The sequence below is a fragment of the Rhizocola hellebori genome, from assembly GCF_016862955.1.
Taxonomy (GTDB): Bacteria; Actinomycetota; Actinomycetes; order Mycobacteriales; family Micromonosporaceae; genus Rhizocola; species Rhizocola hellebori.
Map to the genome: position 1 here is coordinate 151163 of NZ_BONY01000013.1, position 17565 is coordinate 168727.

The 17565-nt window shown below is 67.4% G+C and carries 14 protein-coding genes; 6 read left to right on the forward strand and 8 right to left on the reverse strand.

Features of this window, described 5'->3' with window-relative positions:
* Window positions 1–56 precede the first annotated feature (56 nt).
* Window positions 57–239 (reverse strand): hypothetical protein, encoded by a 183-nt coding sequence (locus Rhe02_RS13270; RefSeq protein ID WP_203908476.1) that lies wholly within the window; start codon window positions 237–239, stop codon window positions 57–59.
* A 95-nt stretch (window positions 240–334) separates the two neighbouring features.
* Entirely contained in the window at window positions 335–1108 is a 774-nt protein-coding gene (locus Rhe02_RS13275) for an enoyl-CoA hydratase/isomerase family protein (RefSeq protein ID WP_203908511.1), read from the reverse strand.
* A gap of 57 nt (window positions 1109–1165) precedes the next feature.
* On the opposite strand from Rhe02_RS13275, the gene Rhe02_RS13280 reads away from it, so the two are divergent.
* Window positions 1166–1642 (forward strand): DUF6232 family protein, encoded by a 477-nt coding sequence (locus Rhe02_RS13280; RefSeq protein ID WP_203908477.1) that lies wholly within the window; start codon window positions 1166–1168, stop codon window positions 1640–1642.
* Between the two features lie 45 nt (window positions 1643–1687).
* Window positions 1688–2560 (forward strand): nucleotidyltransferase domain-containing protein, encoded by an 873-nt coding sequence (locus Rhe02_RS13285; RefSeq protein WP_203908478.1) that lies wholly within the window; start codon window positions 1688–1690, stop codon window positions 2558–2560.
* A 3-nt stretch (window positions 2561–2563) separates the two neighbouring features.
* On the opposite strand, the gene Rhe02_RS13290 is transcribed toward Rhe02_RS13285, so the two are convergent.
* Entirely contained in the window at window positions 2564–3178 is a 615-nt protein-coding gene (locus Rhe02_RS13290) for a ribonuclease FAU-1 family protein (protein WP_203908479.1), read from the reverse strand.
* Window positions 3156–3983 carry an ABC transporter ATP-binding protein gene (locus Rhe02_RS13295; RefSeq protein ID WP_203908480.1) on the reverse strand — a complete coding sequence of 276 codons (828 nt, stop codon included), beginning with the start codon at window positions 3981–3983 and terminating at the stop codon, window positions 3156–3158. Before Rhe02_RS13295 ends, Rhe02_RS13290 begins: the two co-directional genes overlap by 23 nt.
* A 20-nt stretch (window positions 3984–4003) precedes the next feature.
* Between Rhe02_RS13295 and Rhe02_RS13300 the strand changes: the two genes are divergently transcribed.
* Together Rhe02_RS13300 and Rhe02_RS13305 are read left to right on the forward strand one after the other, a co-directional pair.
* Entirely contained in the window at window positions 4004–5002 is a 999-nt protein-coding gene (locus tag Rhe02_RS13300) for an ABC transporter ATP-binding protein (RefSeq protein ID WP_203908481.1), read from the forward strand.
* On the forward strand, window positions 4999–5958 hold the full coding sequence (locus Rhe02_RS13305) for an ABC transporter permease (protein ID WP_203908482.1): 960 nt from the start codon (window positions 4999–5001) through the stop codon (window positions 5956–5958). The genes Rhe02_RS13300 and Rhe02_RS13305 overlap by 4 nt, the downstream gene beginning before the upstream one ends.
* Window positions 5959–5965: 7 nt before the next feature.
* Here Rhe02_RS13305 and Rhe02_RS13310 read toward each other — a convergent pair whose 3' ends face one another.
* Complete coding sequence (locus Rhe02_RS13310) at window positions 5966–6961, reverse strand: YihY/virulence factor BrkB family protein (RefSeq protein ID WP_203908483.1); 996 nt, start codon at window positions 6959–6961, stop codon at window positions 5966–5968.
* A 37-nt stretch (window positions 6962–6998) separates the two neighbouring features.
* Entirely contained in the window at window positions 6999–8174 is a 1176-nt protein-coding gene (locus tag Rhe02_RS13315; RefSeq protein WP_203908484.1) for an ROK family transcriptional regulator, read from the reverse strand.
* A gap of 95 nt (window positions 8175–8269) precedes the next feature.
* On the opposite strand from Rhe02_RS13315, the gene Rhe02_RS13320 reads away from it, so the two are divergent.
* Complete coding sequence (locus Rhe02_RS13320; RefSeq protein WP_203908485.1) at window positions 8270–9718, forward strand: glycoside hydrolase family 3 N-terminal domain-containing protein; 1449 nt, start codon at window positions 8270–8272, stop codon at window positions 9716–9718.
* A gap of 16 nt (window positions 9719–9734) precedes the next feature.
* Window positions 9735–10640, forward strand: a complete 906-nt coding sequence (locus Rhe02_RS13325; RefSeq protein WP_203908486.1) for a class I SAM-dependent methyltransferase — start codon at window positions 9735–9737, stop codon at window positions 10638–10640.
* Window positions 10641–11277: 637 nt separating this feature from the next.
* Here Rhe02_RS13325 and Rhe02_RS13330 read toward each other — a convergent pair.
* Together Rhe02_RS13330 and Rhe02_RS13335 are read right to left on the reverse strand one after the other, a co-directional pair.
* On the reverse strand, window positions 11278–12492 hold the full coding sequence (locus Rhe02_RS13330) for an HNH endonuclease signature motif containing protein (protein ID WP_203908487.1): 1215 nt from the start codon (window positions 12490–12492) through the stop codon (window positions 11278–11280).
* A 118-nt stretch (window positions 12493–12610) separates the two neighbouring features.
* Window positions 12611–17515, reverse strand: coding sequence for an NAD-glutamate dehydrogenase (locus tag Rhe02_RS13335; RefSeq protein WP_203908488.1), 4905 nt, complete (start codon window positions 17513–17515; stop codon window positions 12611–12613).
* Window positions 17516–17565 lie beyond the last annotated feature (50 nt).

Genomic DNA, 17565 nt, shown 5'->3' on the forward strand with positions numbered 1-17565 from the left:
AAGAATGTGAAGCATCCTCACACTTGCCGGAGCACCCCGCGCGGCGCTCATCACCATTAACGAGCGACGGCTATCGCGCCGACGAACGAATCGGCAAGCAGATCGGCCAGCGCGGCGGTGAGGGTGAGCTCGGCGGGCTTGGCCTCAACGCGGAACACCTTTCGGGCCACGCTGATCAGACCTCGCTCGCCAAGCTGCACCAACCTTCCCGACAGGTGGCTTGCGATCGCTTGCACCACGGCGGCCCCACCGCGAGCGCCGCCGGTGTGATCATCGCAAGCTCAAGGCCGAACCCGCCGTAGTGTCCTAGAGGGACGCAAATCGCGCTGTCGGATCAACGACCCTCGAAGCCCGGTTTGCGCTTCTCCACGAAAGCGGTCATGCCCTCGGTCTTGTCCTCGGTGGCGAACAGACCCGCGAAAAGCTGTGACTCCCATGCCAATCCGGAGGCGAGGTCGTTGTCCAGGCCACCATCGATGGCCAGCTTCGCGGCGCGAATGGCTTGCACCGGCCCGCGCACGTACTGCGACACCAGCGCCAGAGCCTCGTCAAAAACCTTCTCCGGCTCGACCACCCGGTCGGCGAGCCCGATCGCCAGCGCCTCGGCCGCGTCCACCATCCGGCCGGTGAGGATGATGTCCTTGGCTCGCGCCGGGCCGACCAGCCGCGGCAGCCGCTGGGTGCCACCCGCTCCGGGAATGATGCCAAGTTTGATCTCGGGCTGGCCCAGTTTCGCGTCGCTGCCCACCACCCGCCAGTCGCAGGCCAGCGCCAGCTCGCACCCGCCGCCGAGCGCGTAGCCGGTGATCGCGGCCACCACCGGCTTGGGGATGCGCGCCACCGCATCGAAGGCGCTCGACAGCGCGCCCGCCCGAACGGCCATTTGGGCATAGGTCATGTCGGCCATTTCCTTGATGTCCGCACCCGCCGCGAAGACCTTGGGACCGCCATAAACGATCACCGCGTAGACGTCCGCGTCGTTGGTGGCCGCATGAGCAGCGGCGCGCAACTCCTCCTGAACCTGGGCGTTGAGGGCATTCATCGGTGGGCGATCCAGCCGAATCACCCCGATGCCATCCGCTATTTCCAGGTTGACGAATTCGCCCACCACTGCCTCCTCGCTGAGATCACCGACAGGTATTGACACCGACTCTACGGTGGGCGTGTGCTCACCTATTACCGTGACCGGACGGTGGAGGTGACCTCCGTGGCCGTTCACATCCACGGCAGGGTCTATGCCCTTTCCGAGCTGGAATATGTCTGGCACCTGGAGGTGCAAGCCGATCCTTCGGTGCGCCGCCGGGCCGCCAGCCGTGGTGCGCTCAACATCGGTGTCGTGGTGGCGGTCATCCTCGCCCTGCTGGGGATCGTCTTCCTGGTGACCGCGACCCTGACCAACCCCGGCACCGCGGCTGCCGTCCTGGTCCCGCTGGCCGTCGTCGTCCTGCTCGTGGCCATGGCCGGGCCGATGCTGGAGTGGGTGCTGCACCGGTTCGACCGCAGCTACGACGTGGGCTCCAAGGTGCACGAGATCTGGTGCGTGCGCCACGGCAAGGAACTCCTGTTGATACGGGTTGCCGATGAGACCCGCTTCGGCAAGATCTATCGGTCGATTCAGCGCGCGCTGGAGAACCATCCGTAGCGGAGGTAGGGTGTCGTTTTTGCCCTGACCATTGTGGAGTTTGAAATGCCGCGCTCGGTTGCCCAAGCGTTCGATGAGTTCTTGAGGCGGCTCACGCCGCTGGAGTCGGAACGTGAGGCGCGAGCCAAACATCGAGACAGCGTCGAGGCATCGCTGAGAAATTCCATCGAAGTCAATCGCTTTATCGAGATCGGCTCGTTCGTCAACGGCACCGGCATCCGCAAACACTGCGACGTCGACCTGCTCGTCAGCATCAAGGGCGCGAAGCCGGGCTCGTCCGACACCGCCCTGGGCTGGGTCAAGAACGCCCTCACCGCAAGCTTTCCCAACACCAAGGTGTCCATCAGCAGGCCGGCCGTCGTGGTCGAGTTCGCCAACGGCGACGGCGCCTGGAACGTGATGCCCGCCTTCGCAGCCGGCCGCCGGGACGACAACTTCCCGCTCTACGAGGTACCCGGTTACGACACGGGATGGATGGACTCCGCCCCGGACGCCCACGCCAGCTATGTCAACGATGTGAACAACATCAGCAAGGTCTCCGGCGCGGCGAAGAACCTCGCCCGCCTGGCCAAGGCGTGGAAGTACTACAACGAGATGCCCGTGTCGTCGTTCTACCTGGAGATGAGGGCCGCCGAGTACATCAGCAGCGAGGAGACCCACATCCCGGTGTGGGACATCTGCGGCCTGCTCCAGCGGCTGGATCAGCTCAGGCTCGCGCCGATGAAAGATCCCAAGACGGTCACCGGCCAGTTCGACGCCTGCGCCACCCCTGCCATCCGCGACGAGTCGGTGGCCAAACTGCGCCGCGGGGCGAACAGGGCCCGCAAAGCGCTGGAGGCCTTCCACAACGAGGACACGCCAGAGGTCTTCTACTATCTGGACCTTCTCTTCGGCGGAAACTTCCCCGGCCGCTACTGACGATCAGCGGCCGACGCAGGGGACCTCTTCCCAGTGGGCGGGCAACGTCGGCGCTGCCCACTGCGGATCGGGTTGCCAGCTCGCCCATGACTCGTCCCACCAGCGCTCGCCCGCGTCGAGGAGCTTGGCGACGCGGTCGCCCTCGGCCTGGATCTCGTGAACGCGGCCCGGGTAGCGGGCCTCGCCGGTCTTGGCGAACTCCTCCACGTCCTTCCACTCCCAGGTTGGCGCGCCTACCCGCCAGAGCAGATCCAGCTCGTGGTCGAGGGTGTCGAAGCCGATCGGGGTGCGGCGCGGAGCGTCCTGCAGGTTGAAGTACCAGAAGGCGTGCTCGCGTTGCGGACCGTTCCAGTAGACGAAAACGGCGTGGTCCACGCCCTCCCAATGCAGGGCGAGCATGCCGTGACCGGACCAGTGGGTGTGTTTCTCCGCGCGCCAGGGATGCTCGCCGATCGGGAACCTTCCCTTCGTGGGAAAGCCGAACTCGGTGTTCGTCGGCAGGTAGGTGACCAAAAGATCACCCTCGTCCTGAACGCAGATCGACGGATAGGCGAACCAGACCTCGCCGTGCATGATCTCCCGCCGGATTACCGTCTCACCTGGCTGAAATCGCCGCATATCGTCCCTCCCCGTAGGACACCTTCAGCGTCATGCCGAACGTCTCCGACAGGTTATCGGACGTGATCACGTCCTGCACCTGCCCGGACGCCACCGCGGCCCCATCGCGCAGGAGGAGGGCGTGGGTGAAACCGGGCGGGATCTCTTCGACGTGATGGGTCACCAGAACGGTCGCCGGCGCATCGGGGTCCATGGCCAGCCGGGTGAGCCGGGTGACCAGGTCTTCGCGGCCACCCAGGTCGAGCCCGGCCGCGGGCTCGTCGAGCAGCAGCAGCTCCGGGTCGGTCATCAGGGCCCGCGCGATCTGGGTGCGCTTACGCTCGCCCTCGGAGAGGGTGCCGTACTCACGCTCGGTCAGCGAGCCCATCCCCCACTCGCGCAACAGGTTGGTGGCCCGGACGACGTCCTGCTCGTCGTAGGACTCCCGGAACCGGCCGACCACCGACCAGGAGGCGGTCACCACGACGTCGCGCACCAGCTCCCCGCCCGGAATCCGCTCGGACAGCGCCGACGTCGAAAACCCGACCCGGGTGCGCAGCTCCTGCAGATCGGTGCGGCCTATCCGCTCGCCGAGCACATGCAGCGCGCCGCTGGTGGGATGCGATCGGCCGGCAGCCAGGTTGAGCAAAGTGGTCTTGCCCGCGCCGTTGGGCCCGAGAATCACCCACCGCTCGTCCAGCTCCACCTGCCAGTTCAGTTCGCGAAGCAGATGACGGCCGGAGCGGACTACATTGACCTGCTCAGCGGCGATGACGAGATCGGGATGCACGAAAGCAATAAAACCATGTCCCCATGGACTCGGCATTGAGACATAAGGTGACGGCCATGACAGCGGTCATCGAGATCTCCGGCTTACACAAGACCTTCCGCGGCTGGCGGCGCGGCCCCAAGGTGGCGCTCGACGGCTTCGACATGGTGGTCGAGGCCGGTCAGGTGCACGGCTTCCTCGGCCCCAACGGGTCGGGCAAGACCACCACGCTGCGCGCGCTGCTCGGTCTGGTCCACGCCGACAGCGGGGACATGCGCATTCTGGGCACCACCAGCGCGGACTACATCCACGTCGCACACCGGGTGGGCGCGATCGTGGAGAGCCCCGCGTTCTTCGGGAATCTGTCCGGACAGCGAACGCTTGAGCTGCTGGCGATGGCTGGCGGGGTACCCAGAAAAAGGGTTGAAGAGACACTGGTGGCAGTCGGTCTGCGCGATCGCGGGGAAGACCTCGTCAAGAGCTACTCGCTGGGCATGAAGCAGCGGCTGGCGGTCGCCTCGGCCCTGCTCAAGCAGCCCGAGTTGCTGATCCTCGACGAGCCGGCCAACGGCCTGGACCCGGCCGGCATCCACGAGATGCGCAGTCTGGTCCGGGAGCTGGCGTCGCGCGGGGTGACCATCCTGATTTCGAGCCATCTGCTGGACGAGATCGAACAGGTCTGCGACTCGATGACGATCATCTCCCGGGGCCGCCGGGTCACCCATGGGCCGGTGGCGCAAGTCCTTGCCCAGCATGACAAAGGCGAGTATTCGGTGAGGGTGGCCGACCCGGCCGGGGCGCTGGAGGCGATCGCCGCCGCGGGCGGCTCGGCCCGGCTCAACGAGGGCAAGCTGGTTGTCAGCGGGGTCACCGACGCCTCCTGGATCACGCAGACCCTGGGCACGGCCGGCCACTGGCTCACCGAGCTGACCGCGCTCACGCCCGATCTTGAGAGCGTTTTCCTTGATGTGACCGGCACCCGGCCCGGCAACGGCCTTATGTCCGATGTGGACGATGGATGGCAGCCACCGGCGCCGGCCGGGCGGGCCGAAATCGAGATCGAGGTAACGCGATGAACCTCATCAAGGCGGAGATCCTCCGCTTCAGCTCCCGCAGGTTCATCCAGATTATGGTGGTGATGCTGCTGGTGGCCTTCGGGCTGACCATCTTCACCGTCATGGCCAGCACCGAGCAACCCACGACGGAGATGTGGGCAAACGCCAGAATGCAGGCGGCCGAGACCCGGCATTACCTGGAAAACGAATACGCCAACTGCGTGGCCAACCTCACCGACACCCGCCGGTGCGCGGATCTGGACCCGAGCAAGGTGGTGGTGGAGGACTATCTCTACGGCGTCTTCCACTTCGCCCGGCAGATCGAAGCGCTGGTCTTCTTCCTTGGCGCATTTCTAAGCCTTTTCGGGTACCTGGTGATGGCCTCGTTCATCGGCTCCGAGCTGCACAGCGGCGGCATGACCAACCTGCTCCTGTGGCGGCCCAACCGGACGCAGGTGCTGGGCAGCAAGCTGGGCGTGGGCCTGGGCATGCTCACCGCCATCTCGGTGGTCTTCAGCCTCATCTACATCGGCACGTTCTACGGGATAGCCGAAACCATGGGCTACGCGGGCGGGATGACCGCCTCCGGCTGGTCTCACGTCGCGCTGATTACGGTGCGCGGCATAGGCATGGCCTTGGTGGCCGGGTTGGTGTCCTTCGCCGTCGCCACGGTCGGCCGGCACACCGCGGCGGCGTTGGGCGCTCTGCTCGGCTACGTCATCGTGTGGGAGGGCGGCGCCCGGCTCATCATGGAGATCGCGAGCCGGAACGTGGGCGCCAGCAACGATCCCTACTTCCTGTCGACCTACATCGCGGCCTGGTTCGCCGGTGAGTACACGTATTACGACTACACCTCACACCTCGACAACGGCGCAATGATCGTCTACTGGTGGCAGGCGGCGGTGGTGTTCGGTGCGCTCACAGCCGCTGCCGCGGCCGTCGCCTTCACCGGCTTCCGCCGCCGCGACCTCGCGTAGGCCCGGCTTAGATGTCGGGCGGTTCCTCGACCACCCGATCCTTGGGCAGGTCGCGCACGGGCAGGTAGGGCTCGGCCTGCCGGGGAAGCCCGGCCGCGATAGCCCGCTCGCGGGCAAGCTCGGCGTCGAATTCGGCGCCGAGCAGCACCGCGACATTGGTGAGCCACATCCACACCAGGAAGACAATCACCCCACCGAGCGCGCCATAGGTGCGGTCGTAGGAGTTGAATCGCGCCACGTACAAGGCGAATCCGCCGGAAACCGCGATCCAGACCACGGTGGCCAGCAGGCTGCCCGGGGTGATCCAGCGGAACCCGCCCTGTCGCGCGTTGGGCGCGGCCCAGTAGAGCAACGCCATCAGCAGCGCGAAGGCCAGCATCAGCAACGGCCACTTGGCGACGTCGAAGGTTTTGACCCGCTCCGGGGCGATGTTCAGCGCCTCCCCGATCCGGACGGCCAGGCGGCCGGTGAAGGCAACGGTGAGCGCGCTGAGCGCGAGGAACAACCCGGTGACGATCGTGATGAGGATGCGCAGGGGCAACGTCTTCCAGACCGGGCGCCCCTCGGGCACGTCGTAGATGGCGTTCGCCGCGCGGATGAAAGCACCCACGTATCCGGTGGCCGAATAGAAGGCGACCAGCAGACCCAGCACGGCGACGATCCCCGCCTGCTGCTTGCTCTTGACGACGTCGTCCACGCCCTGGCCGATGATGTCGGCGGTCGGGCCGAAGCTCAGATTTTTGATGTCCTGCACGACATCTATCGCGGTCTGGTTGCCGAGCAACCCCACGACGGCCACCAGCACCAGCATGCCGGGGAAGATGGCGAGGATGCCGTAGTAGGTCAGCACGGCCGCGCGATCGGTGAGATGGTCATCGATCAGCTCGCCGACGGTGCGGCCGAAGGCACGCCACCACGCCCCCCGGCTCAGCTCCGAGGGACGTTTCGGCCCGCGCTCCAGGAGCCGGACCAGCCGTTCGCGATATGTCTTGGCGGGTAGCACGCCGCGAACATACCCATTTGGCGGCCTGCCGGAAACGTCAGTCCACTGTGGAGCCGAAGACCTCGTCGCGTACGGTGTCGAGCGCGGTCAGCAGAGCGCCCCGCAGCACCGGCTCCTCGGTCACGCCGGTCACCACCACCTTCGGGCTCACCGGGGTGATCGCGGCCACCTCGTGCTGAACCCTTTCCGCCAAAGGGGTTCCGCCCGCGGCGCCGATCTCGCCGCTCAACACCACCAGCGGCGGGTCGAGCACCAGACACGAGGAGGCGACACCCAGGGCCAGCCGCCGGGCCAGCTCGTCGAGAACTGGGCCGCCCTTGGTGCCCGCGGCGATCGCGTTGCGTACGGCCTCGCCCGCGGTCGGCGCGCGGAAGCCGTGTTCCCGAGCCATCGCCCGGGTCGCGTCGGCGGCCGCGATCTGATGGAACGCACCCTTGCCGCGCCGGGTCACCTCGCGGGTGATCTCCGCTCCGGGCACTGGCAGGTAGCCGATTTCGCCGGCCGCGCCCGAGAATCCGCGATGCAGCTTGCCGCCGAGGACGACGGCCAGACCGAGCCCGCCGCCCACCCACACCAGGAGGAAGTCCTTCACGTCACGGGCCGCGCCGTTGTGGGCCTCGGCCACGGCCGCGAGGTTCACGTCGTTCTCGAACAGGATCGTGGTGTGCAGATCGTCGCGAAGCGCGGCCGCCAGGCCGCGATGCCAGCGCGGCAGGTTCCAGGCGAAGACGATGTCGCCTGTGCTCGGATCGACCAGACCCGGTGTGCCGAGCACGATCCGGCGTACGTCGGCCATGGGTGCCCCCGACTGCTTCACCGCGTCGAGCACTGCGTTGTGCACCACCCCGACCGGGTCCGCGGTGTCCTCGGTGGAGTGCTGCACCCGTCCGATGATCTCGCCGGTGATGTCGGCGCACGCGGCGATGACCCCCTCCGCGCCGACCTCGACGCCCACCACATAGGCGCTTTCCGGACGTACCGAATACAGCTGGGCATTTGGCCCGCGCCCGCCGGCCTGTTCGCCGACCCGCTGGACCAGCCCGCGCTCCTCCAGCCGTTCCACCAGCTGGGACGCCGTGACCTTGGACAGGCCCGTCATCTCACCCAACTGGGAGCGTGTGAGCGGTCCGCGCGAGAGCAGCAGCTCGAGGGCCGCACGATCGTTGAGCGCACGCAGTAATCTCGGGGTGCCAGGTTGGGACACAGCCGCCATTGCTCATCCTTGGCTCTAGCTTTTAGTTAAGTTTCTTATTAAATTAGGTAACCTTAACCGGTACCGCCGTAGCCTACAGGTCTTGAGGAGTCGCCGTGACCATCGATCCGGGTCTGCGCCGTTTGGCGTTGCGTACGCTCTTGGCTGCCTTTCCGGGCCATACCGCACCGGAATGGTCAACCGACCTGGTTGAGCAGGGTCTGGCCGGTTACACCATTTTCGGGTACAACATCGCCGACCCGGCCCAGGTCACAGCGCTGAGCGCGGCCCTGCGCACGGCCCGGCCCAACGTGCTGCTCGCCATCGACGAAGAGGGCGGCGACGTCACCCGGCTGGCTCACCGCACCGGCAGCCCCTACCCCGGCAACGCGGCGCTCGGCGCGATCGGCGACCTCGACCTGACCCGGCGCGTCTACCACTCGATCGGCGTGGAACTCGCCCGCGCCGGCCTCAACCTCAACCTCGCCCCGACCGTCGACGTGAACACGGCGACCGACAACCCGGTCATCGGGACAAGGTCCTTCGGCGCCGACCCGATGAAGGTCGCCGCACACGCCGCGGCCGCCGTGGTCGGCCTGCAACAGGCCGGGGTCGCGGCCTGCGCCAAGCACTTCCCCGGGCACGGCGCCACCGTCGCCGACTCCCACCTGGAGCTGCCCACGGTCGACGTCTCCGCGCAGGTGCTGCGCGAGCGCGAGCTGCCGCCCTTCGCCGCGGTGGTCGCCGCCGACGCCAAGGCCATCATGACCGCCCACATCCGGGTCCCGGCGCTGACCGGCGATGATCCGGCAACGTTCAGCCGAGCCATCCTGGTCGACCTGCTGCGCGGCGAGTTCGGCTTCACCGGCGCCGTGGTCACCGACGCCCTGGAGATGAAGGGCGCCTCCGTCGCGGCCGGCGGCATCGGCCCGGCCGCGATCCGGGCCCTGCAAGCCGGTTCGGACCTGCTGTGCGTGGGCGCCGACGTCGACCTCGCCCTCGTCGAGCAGCTCGCCGCGACCATCGCCGCCGCCATCTCGTCGGGCGAGCTTTCCCTTGCCCGCGTGGAGGAAGCGGCAGCGCGCTGTGACGCCCTCGCCAATTGGACCATGGGCGCGACCCAGCAGGAGCCCGCTCCCCGCCTCGGCTACGAGGCTGCCCGCCGCGCCATCATCGTCGAGGGCAGCCTCGCCGGGTTCGAGAAACCCTTCGTGGTCCAGCTGCGCGCCAGCCACACCATCGCCGAAGGCGTCGTCCCGTGGGGACTTTCCCCCCACCTCAACGGCACCCCGCAGCTCGCCGTCGCCGCCGACCAAACCTCCGCCGAGGCTCTCATCGACGCCGCCCACGGCCGCCCGATCGTCCTGGTCGGCCGCCACACCCACCGCAACCCGGCTGCCCGCACCCTCGTCGAACAGCTCGCCGCCGCCCACCCGGTGGCCGTGGTGGAGATGGGCTGGCCGGCCTCGTGGCGTCCCCACGGCGCCAAGGCTTTCGTCACCACCTACGGCGCGTCCCACGCCAACGGCCGCGCCGCCGCCGAGCTCCTCGGCCTGGCCCACTGAACTAGAGTCAGAGCTTGTGACGTATCTGCATCCCTTGGCCTATCTGCTCGGCGTCGAGGGAGTCGCGCTGCTGCGCTCTTTCGGCGGCGAGTTCGACCGCGACTTCGTCCACGCCCGGCTGGCCGAGATCCGCCGCCTCGTCAACGACGAAACCCTTGTCGCCGCAGGCATTCCCATCGGCACGGTGGACACCGTGGACGGCTACCAGGTCTGGGCCAAAACCTACGACGAGCCCGGCAACGGCGCCTTCCCCGTCGAGGAACCCTATGTCCGCCGCATCGTCGACTCACTGCCCCAGGGCTGCTTCGTAGACGCTGCCTGCGGCACCGGCAGGCACACCGAATACCTTGCCGCCCAAGGCCACCGCGTCATCGGCGTGGACAGCTCACCCGACATGCTGGCCCACGCCCGCGCGAAGGTGCCCTCGGCCGAGTTCCGCTTCGGCCAACTCGACAAACTCCCCCTGGCCGACAACGAAGCCGACGCCATCGTCTGCGCCCTCGCCCTCACCCACGTCGCCGACCTGCGCCCAGTAATGGCCGAATTCGCCCGCGCCCTGCGCCCCGGCGGCCACCTGATCATCTCCGACATGCACGAGAGCATCGTCCTCCGCGGCTCCATCCCCAAGGTAGAACTGCCCGACGGCACCCGCGCCCGCATCGCCACCCACCGCCACCTCACCGGCGACTACCTACGCGCCGCCCTCCCCGTCGGCCTCCAGGTGCGCAGCTGCGAAGAACCGCGCCCAGGCCTCGACTCCACCATGCCCCCCGCCACCCCGCTAGGCCCAGACCTCACCCCCGGCGAATGGCAAGACTGGCCCTGGAACCTGAGCGGCTTCATTCCCCAAGCCTCCTGGGCCGCCAACGCCGATCGCCCCGCCACCGTCATCTGGCACTTCCAACTATCCACAAACGACTAAATTCACCATTGCGCCGGCCCGCCGTGGCCGGCCGCCGTATCTCCCGGCGGCCACGCCACCCCCGTGCATGGTCCCGCCCGGCGGCTCCGCCGCCGACAGGCCACGCGAATCGCCCGCCCACACCATGCTCCGCCCCTGGCGAAGGGTATTGCCACCGCACCTTTGCTCTGCACCCATAGACGCACATTGACCATGAAGTTGCGCCTATGGGTGCAGAGCAAAGGTCTGGCGAACACACACCCCTCTCAGGGCTGCCCGCCATCGGCACCGCCGTGCCCCTCTTTGTGACCGACAAGGCAAACGAGATCCGGTGCCCTGCCTATAGCGCCCGCCCGCGATGCGGCAGCGCCGCCACGCGATATGGCAGCGCAACGCGCAGCGCCGCCACGCGGCGGACGATCCAGAGCAGCGCCGCCACGCGGCGCACGGTCCGGGGCAGGGCAGGCGCGGTCCCGGCTGTGCCGGTGGCGATGGGGGCAATCAGCGCATGGGCGCAGCAGGCGCACTGTGGGGAGGCCGACCGCACCCTGGATGTCTAGGGCGGTGTTGGCGCTTGGCGCGCCAGGGCACAAGGGCGCAAACTTTGCGCGGGGCGCGCATGTGTGGGTGGAAGGTGTTGCGGTGTAGGGGATTTGGGTTAGCGCCGTCTGTGGAAGGTGTTGCGGCGCGGGGTTTGCAGTGGATCAAGCCAGGCTGGTGGGAGGAATTCCGGTAAGCCGTCAGCCGCGATCCGGACAAGCCATTCGCCTTGATGGATGACGCGATGATGGTGACCACACAGCAGCACGCCGTTGTCCAGATCGGTGCGCCCACCCAGGATCCAATGCAGGATGTGATGCCCTTCCGTCCACTTTGGAGGACGATCGCAGCCGGGGAAGGCACATCCGCCGTCGCGCAGCACCAGGGCACGGCGGGCCGCTCCGGTGAACAGGCGTCGTTCCCGGCCCAGGTCGAGGACCTGGCCGGTGGTGCCGAGAACGGCGGGGATGATCCCGGCGTTGCAGGCCATGCGGCGCAGGGTTTCGGGGGTGAGGCTTTCCCCGTTGTCGAGCATGCCTCGCCCGATGCGCTCGAGGAGCTCGTCGTGGCGGATGGTCACCATGACCTTGGCCGAGTCACCGCCGCTTTCGGGTAGCTCGTCGGTGGCCAGGGCGAGACGGCACACGTCGGTCAGCGCGTCAGCGCGGCGCTGGGTCGCGGTGCGGGTGTCGTCCTTGCCCGCCGGGGCGCACAAAGGTTCCATGGCGGCGTTGACGATCGCGGCTGCTTCCGCGCCCAGGATGCCGGTCAAGCGGGTGCGGCCGGTGCCGTCACCGAACGGTGACAGGGTCAGCGCTCGATCCTGCGCGGCGCGTTTCTCGCCTTCGGCCAGCCGCTTGCGCAGCAACTCCTCTGCCAAGTCAGGGGCGGCCAGGCCGACCGCGTAGTCGGCGGCGATCGCCAGCTGAGCCGGGGCGAGCACGACGCATTCGTCGGTGAGCAGGGCCTTTTCCACCTCGCCCTGGATCGCGGTGCCGCAATCGGCAAGGCCGGTAACGGTTTTCGCGATGACCTCAGCCTGCCGCTGGTTGATGACACCCTCCGCCAGGGCCGCAGCCGTGGCCTGACAAGAGGTGTCCATCACCCGGGCCAGCTCGACCATCTGCCGTGCGGCGCCCTGATTGAGCCGCAGCTTGCCGCCAAGCCACGCGGGCAGGCTGGTAGCACCTTCCCGGCGAGCGACATCCCGGCCGTCGATCTCCCGGATCACCGTCAGGATCTCGGCCACAAGCGACTGCTTGGCCTGCCACAGATTCAGCAGTTTGGTGGACAGCTCATCGCCACTCAACGCCCAAACCGCCCCCGCAGCCATGCATCGAAGCCTACCACAAATAGCACGGATGTTCGAGAGCGAGGTGCACCCGAAAAACCTAGTACTACCAACGTAAATACCGGTCCCGTCGGAGGACGGGACCGGCAAGGTGATGGTGTCAGGCGGCGGCGGTGCGGACTAGGGTGCGGATTTGGCGCAGCAGCACGGAAAGCGCGGCCAGGTCGGCGCGGGAGGCGTCGACTTCGCCGATTGCTTTGATGGCTTGGCTGATGGCCTTGGTGTTGCGCTGTTCCCATAGCTCGACGCGCTCCATCGCCTCTGTCCCGGCTGGGGTCGCGGCGAGCACCTCGTTGGTGAGTGCGGCCAGCGCGGCGTAGAGGTCATAGCGCAAAGCCATGCGCGCCAGCGTCTGCCAGCGATCGTTGCGGGGCAGCTGGGAGATTCGGGTCAGCAGGTCGTCGACCCGGAACCGTTCCGAGAGCACGAAATAGACCCCGGCCACCTCGAACATGTCCCGGCCTGTGTTGAGGGCTACCTCTACGACGTCTAGCAGTCCGAAGCTGTACAGGATGCGGGTGCCGCGCTCGGCCAGTTCGGGCGGAGCGCCCGCTGCGAGCAGCTCGGCGGTGTGGGCCTGCATCGCCTCCTGCTCCGCGCCGCGGAACAGGGTTTCCAGGTGGGGCAGGAGGGCGTCGACACCGGGGCGCAGCGTGGCGATCTCGCCGGCGACGTCCATCGGCGAGCGGCGGTTCTGCAACAGCCAGCGCACGGCACGGTCGAGCAGGCGGCGTGCCTTCAAATAGACCACGGTCTGGGCGTCGGTCGGGATGACGTTGTCGGTCGCCTCGACGGCGGCCCAGAGCGCGGGCAGGTCGAAAACGTCGCGCACCACCACGTAGGCGCGCAGCACGTCGGCCGCGGTGGCGCCGGTTTCCTCCACGGCCCGGTGGACGAAGGTGATGCCGCCCCGGTTGACGATTTCGTTGACGAGCACGGTGGTGAAGATTTCGCGGCGCAGCGGATGCGCGGCCATCAGCTGGGTCATGCCGCGCAACGGAGTTGGGAAGTAGTCGACCAGGGTCTGGTTGGTCCAGGCCTCGTCGGGCAGGTCCGAGGCGACGATCTCCTCCTCCAGCACGATCTTCGTGTAGGCGAGCAGAACCGCGAATTCGGGTGCGCACAAGCCTTCTCCGGCTTCGCCGCGCACCACCAGCTCCTCATCGGTGGGCAGCGACTCCAGCGCGCGGCTGAGCTTGCCGGCGCGTTCCAGCTCGGTGATGAGGCGGCGATGCACCGGAAGCAGGGACAGCGCCTGGGTGCGGGCACTGCCGAGGGTGGTCGCCTGCTGGTAGTTGTCCTGCAGCACGAGGTCGGCGACCTCGTCGGTCATCGAGGCCAGCAGGGCATCGCGATCCTCTACGCCCGTACCCAGCAAAATTTTGATGTTGACTTCATGGTCTGAACAGTCGACACCGGCTGAGTTGTCAATGAAATCGGTGTAGATGTGTCCCCCGGCGCGGGCGAACTCGACCCGGCCGGCCTGGGTGCAGCCCAGGTTTCCGCCCTCGCCGACCACTTTGGCCCGCAGGTGGGCGCCGTTGACCCGGATGGCGTCGTTGGCCTTGTCGCCAACCTCGGTGTTCGACTCGCTCTTGGCCTTGACGTAGGTGCCGATGCCGCCGTTCCACAAAAGGTCAACGGGGGCAAGCAGAATCGCCTTCATCAGCTCGGCCGGGCTCATCGCGGTCACCGAGTCGGCCAGCCCAAGCGCGACCCGGACCTGGGCCGAAATCGGGATCGACTTGAGGGTCCGGGCGAAGACGCCGCCGCCCTCGGAGATGAGCGACCGGTCGTAGTCGTCCCACGAGCTGCGCGGAAGGTCGAACATCCGGCGGCGTTCGGCGAACGAGCGGGCCGGATCCGGGTGCGGGTCAAGGAAGATGTGCCGGTGGTCGAAGGCGGCCAGCAGCGCGATGTGCTCGGAGAGCAGCATGCCGTTGCCGAAGACGTCACCGGACATGTCGCCGACGCCGACCACGGTGAAGTCCTGCGTCTGTGTGTTGACACCCATGTCCCGGAAGTGGCGCTTGACCGACTCCCAGGCACCGCGCGCGGTGATGCCCATCTTCTTGTGGTCGTAACCGGCCGAGCCGCCCGAGGCGAAAGCGTCGCCGAGCCAGAAGCCATAGGACTTCGAGATTTCGTTGGCGATGTCGGAGAAGGTCGCGGTGCCCTTGTCGGCCGCGACGACCAGATAGGGATCGTCGCCGTCGTGGCGCACCACATCCTTGGGCGGCACCACTTTGCCCGCGTCGAGGTTGTCGGTGACGTCGAGCAGGGCGGAAATGAACTTCTTGTAGACGTTCACCCCCTCGGCCTGGTAGGCGTCGCGCTCGGACGGGGAAGGCGCCTGCTTGAGCACGAAACCGCCCTTGGACCCGACCGGGACGATGACCGCGTTCTTCACCATCTGCGCCTTGACCAGGCCGAGGATCTCTGTCCGGAAGTCGTCGCGGCGGTCGGACCAGCGCAGCCCGCCGCGGGCCACCGCGCCGAACCGCAGGTGCACGCCTTCGAAGCGCGGCGAGTAGACGAAGATCTCGAACTTGGGACGCGGCTGGGGCAGGTCTGGGATCGCTTGTGGGTCAAGCTTTATCGCCACGTACGACTTAGGCCGCCCATCGGAGGAGCGCTGGAAGAACGAGGTGCGCAGGGTGGCCTGGATCAGGGTGAGGTAGTTGCGCAGGATCCTGTCCTGGTCGAGACTGTCCACATTGTCCAGTTGTCGGGCGATCGCGGCGACCAGCTCCTTGGCCTGGCTGTTGCGTTCCGCGTCGGTCAGCTGCAGGCGCGGATCGAAACGGGTCTCGAAGAGCGCCACCAGCAGCGCGGCCACCTGCGGATAGGCGGTGAAGGTCGACTCCATCGAGTCCTGGGAGAAGACCGTTCCGGCCTGCCGCAGGTACTTGGCGTAGGCACGCAACACCACGGCCTGCCGCCAGGTCAGACCGGCCCGCAGCACCAGCTCGTTGAAGCCGTCCACCTCGGCCTCGCCGCGCCAGGCGGCCGCGAACGCGTTCTCCACGTGGGCCCGCACCTCGGCCAGCTCGCGCGCTCCGGAGGGGAGCTGCAGGCCGAAGTCGTAGAGGTAGACCGTGCTGTCGCCGCGCTTGACCTCGTACGGCCGTTCGTCGGTCACCTTCACGCCCAGCGAATGCAGCACGGGCAGCACCGCGGAGAGCACCATCGGCTCCCCGTAGCGGAAAACCTTGAACCGCACCGCATTCGAGTCCGACTTCTTGCGGAACAGGTGCATCTCCAGCTGTCCCGGCTCTTCCAGCAACTCCAGCTTGGCCAGGTCCTGCACCGCTTCGTAGGGCAGGTGACCGTCCTTGTACGTCTCCGGAAGCGCGTCGGTGTACCGGGAGGCGAGCTGTTTGGCCTGCTCGTCACCGAGCTTTCTGTCCAGTACCAGGCGGAAATCGTCGTCCCAGTTGCGGGTCGCGTCGCCGAGCTGTTCGGCGAGCAGGTCGACGTCGATGTGCTGGGGCGGGTTGGCCGGATCGGTGCGCACGATGAAGTGGACGCGGGCCAGGTTCGACTCGCTGACCCGGGTGGTGTAGTCGACGCCGATACCGTTGAGCTCGCGGAGCAGAATCTCTTGCATGGCAAGGCGATGCGCCGTGGTGAACCGGTCGCGCGGCAGGTAGATCAGGCAGGAGATGAAGCGGCCGAACGTATCCCGGCGCATGAACAGGCGCAGCTGACGGCGCCCTGCCATGCGCAGCACGCCGGTGGCCGCCTGGTAGAGATCATCGGTCGTGATCTGGAAGAGCTCGTCGCGGGGATAGGTCTCCAGGATCTCGACCAGATCCTTGCCGGAGTGGCTGCGCGGGCTGAGCCCGGAGCGGTCCAGCACGCTGGAAACCTTACGCTTGACCACCGGCAGATCGCGCACGCTGGTGCGGTAGGCCGCCGATGAGAACAGGCCTAGGAAACGCTTCTCGCCGATGACGTTGCCGTTGCTGTCAAAGGTTTTGAAGCCGATGTAGTCAAGGTAGGCGCTGCGGTGCACGGTCGAGCGCGAGTTCGCCTTCGTGATGATCAGCAGCCGCTTCTCCAGCGCTTTCTGATGCGCTTCGGGCGTCATCGAGCTGAGCATGCGGGAGTTGTCCTGCTCGGCGCGCAGGATGCCCAGCCCGGTGCCCGGGATGGCCCGGATCAGCTCGTGCTCGTTCTCGTGTGCGAGCTCGTATTCGCGGTAGCCGAGGAAGGTGAAGTGGTCGTCGGCGAGCCAGCGCAGCAACTCGACCGAGTCTGTGACGTCGCGGTCCGGCACGGGAAGCTCGGCGTGGGAGATTTCGTCGGCCAGCCCCAGCGCGCGGGAACGCATCGCGGGCCAGTCGGTGACCGCGCGGCGCACGTCCTCCAGGACCCGGTTGAGGTCCTCCCTCAGCAGCTGTTGCTCCTGCGGATCCCGGACCGGGTCGATCTCTATACGCATCCAGCTCTCGACTATGTCGTCTGGGATCGCGTCGTCGGGCTCGACATCGGCGCAGGCTTCCAGCAGCTCGCCGTCGGAGGAGCGGCGCACCACCATCACCGGGTGCACCAGCAGCTGGACATCGAGGTTGCGGGCGCTCAGCGCACCGGTGACCGAGTCAACCAGGAACGGCATGTCATCGGTGACCAGCTCCACGACGCTGTGTGGCTGATCGGCCGGAACGGTCAGGCGCAGGTTCAGCTCGCCCGGTTTGCGCTTGGCGGCCAGCTCACGATGGGATCGGGCGGCGGCGAGCACCTCTTCGGGGGTCAGGTCGACCAGTTCTTCGTCGGGGGCGAAGCGCCAGTAGCGCTGCACCAGCTGCGCTTCAGCGAGGCCGTCAGGCCCGGTCGCGGCCAGCGCTACCGCGGCGGCGATCAGGCTCTCGCCATTGGGAAGCGCCTCATCAAAGTCCTCATCCAGGTCGTCGGTTAGGGAGACCTGACCAAAGGCCGCTTCGTCGGTCAAAGAATCGACAGTCGCGCCGAACTCGGTACCGCCATCATCTGAGGCACTCATGACTACCCATACTCCCCTCGCCCACCACGCTGTGGGCCACACCTGAAGCC